We start from the raw sequence: 4,190 nt of genomic DNA, 5'->3' as shown, positions 1-4,190 counted from the left end.
CGCGGGCGCGCCCGGGCCGCGGCCCAGGGCGCGGCGGCGGGGGTGCGGGGACGTTTCGGCGGGGGGCGGGGGCATCGGGGTCCAGGGAGGAGCAGGAGGGCGGCAGCCCGCAGGCTACCGTCAGCGGCCGCGCAGCCGCCGTACCAGAATGCTCGCGTCGCCGCGCGACTCCAGGTCCGCGAGGACCACCGCGACCGCCTCGCGGACGATCCGCCCGCGGTCCACCGCGAGCCCGTGCTCGCCGCGGAGCACCAGACGCGCGTGCTCCAGGTCCATCAGCTCCTCGGCGGAGACGTAGACCGTGATCTTCTCGTCGTGCCGTTCCCGCCCGCTCGGCCGCCGGCTGGGCGCACGCCCGCGTCGGCGTGCCGCGCCGGCCGCCGCCCCCGCGGGCTTCGGCCCGGCCGGGGACTCCGGCTCCGCCGCCCGGGCCCGCGGCTCGGACGACTCCGAGTCGGCCGCCGCGTGCTCCTCGGAGCCGCCCTCCGCCGCCGCCTCGGTGTCGCTCTCGCCCGCGGGCGCCGGCACCCTCGGCTCGCCCCGGCGGGGCGAGGAGGACTGCAGTGCCATGCCCCCGGTGGTACGGAACAGCTCGTCGGCTCCGGGCAGACTCACTCGGCGTGACACCGGGCGAGCACCTCCCTGGCGAGCTGGCGGTACGCGGCGGCGCCGACGGAGTTCGAGGCGTACGTGGTGATCGGCTCACCGGCGACCGTGGTCTCCGGGAAGCGCACCGTCCGGCCGATCACCGTGTGGTACACGTGGTCGTCGAAGGCCTCGACGACGCGCGCGAGCACCTCACGGCTGTGCACGGTCCGGGAGTCGTACATCGTGGCGAGGATGCCGTCGAGCTCCAGCTCCGGGTTCAGCCGCTCCTGGACCTTCTCGATGGTCTCGGTCAGCAGCGCGACACCGCGCAGCGCGAAGAACTCGCACTCCAGCGGCACGATGACCTTGTGAGCGGCCGTCAGCGCGTTCACGGTCAGCAGGCCGAGCGAGGGCTGACAGTCGATCACGATGTAGTCGTAGTCGTTCATCAGCGGCTTCAGGGCGCGCTGCAGCGTCGACTCGCGCGCGACCTCGCTGACCAACTGCACCTCGGCGGCCGAGAGGTCGATATTGCTCGGCAGCAGGTCCATGTTGGGCACGGCGGTCTTGAGCAGCACCTCGTCCGCCGACATGCCCCGCTCCATGAGCAGGTTGTAGACGGTGAGGTCGAGCTCCATCGGGTTCACGCCGAGGCCGACCGACAGGGCGCCCTGCGGGTCGAAGTCGACGAGCAGCACCCGGCGGCCGTACTCCGCGAGCGCGGCGCCCAGGTTGATGGTCGACGTCGTCTTGCCGACGCCGCCCTTCTGGTTGCACATCGCGATGATCTTCGCGGGACCGTGATCGGTCAGCGGTCCCGGGATCGGGAAGTACGGCAGGGGCCGTCCGGTCGGGCCGATCCGCTCGCGGCGCTGCCGGGCAGCGTCGGGTGCGAGGGTGGCCGCGTACTCCGGGTCGGGCTCGTACTCGGCGTCGGGGTCGTAGAAGTGCCCCTCGGGCACCTCGTCATAGGCGGCGAATTGGGTGGACTCTCGGCCACTCTCGTTGCCGGCCGTGGCGTTCACGTGTAGGCCGTCCATCGTCTTCATCGTGTGGGCTGTCGTCATGGGCTGGCGTGTCGCGAAGGTCCGGACAGCGACGGAGCCGACAGGGTCGTCGTCTGGTTCTCCACCCCCGGGAGTGAATGTCGACTTATTCACAAGTCGTCTTACCTCCTTGGATGTGACCAGGAACATTTATCGATAGGTCAGCGTGGCACCATGCCGACGGTTGGCGACTCTATGGCGTGTCACCGCTCCGCAGCAACACAATCCGCCGGACCCGGCCCGATGTGTCGGCAACCGAACACCCCTCTGTCAAGGGTGCACAGGCATGCATCCACACGTTTCAGGGGTGTGCGAAACGGTTAAAGGGTTACGTTCGAGGCGAGTTGAACACGGCCCGTGAAGTGGCCGGACACACATCCGGCCGGACCTTGCTCGACAAGGTCCGGCCGGAAGCGTGAGGTTGACGGCGAGCGTTGACTCACCGTCCGCGAGCTCAGCCCAGGAGGCTGGCCAGCTCGGTGTGGTCGTAGCCGTGCGCCTCGGCGACCTCCTTGTAAACGACCTTGCCGTCATGGGTGTTGAGACCCAGGCCGAGCGCGGCGTCGCGGCGCAGCGCCTCGACCCAGCCGTTGTTCGCCAGCGACACGATGTAGGGCAGCGTGGCGTTGGTGAGCGCGTACGTGGAGGTGTTCGGGACCGCGCCGGGCATGTTGGCGACGCAGTAGAAGACCGAGTTGTGGACCATGAAGGTCGGCTCGGCGTGGGTGGTCGGGTGCGAGTCCTCGAAGCAGCCGCCCTGGTCGATCGCGATGTCGACAAGGACACTTCCGGGCTTCATCTTGGCGACGAGCTCGTTGGTGACCAGCTTCGGGGCCTTGGCGCCCGGGATGAGGACGGCGCCGATGACGAGGTCGGCCTCGACGACGGCCTTCTCCAGCTCGAAGGCGTTGGAGATGACGGTCTTCACCTTGGTGCCGAAGATCTTGTCGGCCTCACGGAGCTTGTTGATGTCGCGGTCGAGCAGGGTCACGTGGAAGCCCAGGCCGACGGCGATCTGGGTGGCGTTCCAGCCCGAGACGCCGCCGCCGATGACGACGCACTCGCCGGCGTGGGTGCCGGGGACGCCGCCGGGGAGCACACCGCGACCGCCGACCGAGCGCATCAGGTGGTACGCGCCGACCTGCGGGGCCAGCCGGCCCGCGACCTCGGACATCGGGGCGAGCAGCGGCAGCGCGCGGTTCGCGGTCTCGACCGTCTCGTAGGCGATGGCGGTGGTGCCGGACTCCAGGAGGGCGTCCGTGCACTCCTTGGAGGCGGCCAGGTGCAGGTAGGTGAAGAGCGTCTGGTCCTTGCGGAGGCGGTGGTACTCCTCCGCGATCGGCTCCTTGACCTTGAGCAGCAGGTCGGCGGTGGCCCAGACCTCGTCCGCGGTGGCGAGGATCTCGGCGCCGGCGGCCACGTACTCCTCGTCCGTGATGGAGGAGCCGACACCGGCGTTCTGCTCGATGAAGACCTGGTGGCCGTTGCGGACGAGCTCGTGGACACCGGCAGGGGTGATGGCCACGCGGAACTCGTTGTTCTTGACCTCGCGGGGGATGCCGACCTTCATCGTCGATCACGGTCCTTGAATCAGGGGGATAAGTGGAGCAATGCCATTCATACCCGGAAGCATTGCTGCGCACCGGGGCAGACCGCGGTCTGTCGCGGCGCACCCAGTCTAATGAAGGATTTCCTGCTGTCTAGCCTTACAAACAACTAATCCTCGCCAGAAGCACTACGGATTTCGTAGGCGGAGGGGTCGGTTCCAAGCAGTCTTTCCGCGGTCGCACGGTGCAACCGGGCGGCCGCCGGGTCGCCGAGCCGGTCGAGGGTGTCGGCCAGCCTGAGCTGCAGCGCGGCCTGCAGCCGCTCGTCCCGGGCGCGCCGGGCCCACTCCACCGCCTCCTCGCAGGTCCGCAGCGACTCCTCGGGCCGTCCGGCGTACTCCTGGACCCGTGCGGCCTCGCTCAACGCCCGTGCGTAGCCCGGGAGATCGGCAAGACGGCGGTGCCCAGCGGCGGCCGCGCGCCAGTTCCGCAGCGCCTCTCCGTAGCGGCCGGAGTAGGTGAGCACCGCGCCGAGGCGGCCGTACAGCCTGGCCTGATCGGCGCGCTCGTCACGGGAGAGCCGATGGGCGAGCGCCCGGCCGTACCAGTCGCCGGCCCGCTGCCAGTCCCCCAGTTCCTGGTAGGAACCGCCTACGGATTCCATCGCGCGGCCGATCGCGTAGGGGTCGTTCGCGGCCCGTCCGGCGTCCAGAGCCGTCCGGTAGCGGGCCAGGGCGGCCTCGGTGCGGCCGGTCCGGGCGTCGAGGTCGGCCAGGTTCAGCAGGGCGGCGGCCCGCTCCCGGTGCAGGCCGCGGCGCTCGGCGACGTCCAGGACCAGGCCGTGCAGCTCGTACAGATCGGCGGCTGCGTCCTCGGCGCCCCGGTGCGCGGCCAGGGCTCTGACCAGGGCGGCGACCAGCCGGCGGGCGAGGGTGTCGAGCTCGCCGTCGGCGACGGCGAGGCGGGCGGAGGCGTGCAGCACGGCCCGGCGGCCGCGCAGCCAGTCCGC

At 70.6% G+C, this 4,190-nt stretch carries 4 protein-coding genes; all 4 read right to left on the bottom strand.

Annotation, left to right across the window (positions count from 1 at the left end; translation table 11 throughout):
- Window positions 1-120 precede the first annotated feature (120 nt).
- Window positions 121-627, bottom strand: a complete 507-nt coding sequence (locus VIU94_RS13980; RefSeq protein ID WP_331911254.1) for a hypothetical protein — start codon at window positions 625-627, stop codon at window positions 121-123.
- A complete protein-coding gene (locus tag VIU94_RS13975; protein ID WP_331911252.1) occupies window positions 612-1,655 on the bottom strand; it encodes a ParA family protein in 1,044 nt (347 codons plus the stop codon). Before VIU94_RS13975 ends, VIU94_RS13980 begins: the two co-directional genes overlap by 16 nt.
- A 433-nt stretch (window positions 1,656-2,088) precedes the next feature.
- Window positions 2,089-3,204: an alanine dehydrogenase gene (gene ald, locus VIU94_RS13970; RefSeq protein WP_331911250.1), complete on the bottom strand. Its 1,116-nt coding sequence runs from the start codon at window positions 3,202-3,204 to the stop codon at window positions 2,089-2,091.
- 146 nt (window positions 3,205-3,350) lie between these two features.
- Window positions 3,351-4,190, bottom strand: an 840-nt coding sequence (locus tag VIU94_RS13965; protein WP_331911248.1) for a tetratricopeptide repeat protein, incomplete at its 5' end; no start/stop codon positions are given.

Source organism: Streptomyces sp., from assembly GCF_036566765.1.
GTDB lineage: Bacteria > Actinomycetota > Actinomycetes > Streptomycetales > Streptomycetaceae > Streptomyces.
This window is presented reverse-complemented; position numbering and strand designations above follow the sequence as displayed.

What these genes read in the sequence shown, in the direction of transcription:
- VIU94_RS13975 (WP_331911252.1), bottom strand. Translation starts at nt 1,655, where the DNA reads ATGACGACAGCCCACACGATGAAGACGATGGACGGCCTACACGTGAAC.
- ald (WP_331911250.1), bottom strand. Translation starts at nt 3,204, where the DNA reads ATGAAGGTCGGCATCCCCCGCGAGGTCAAGAACAACGAGTTCCGCGTG.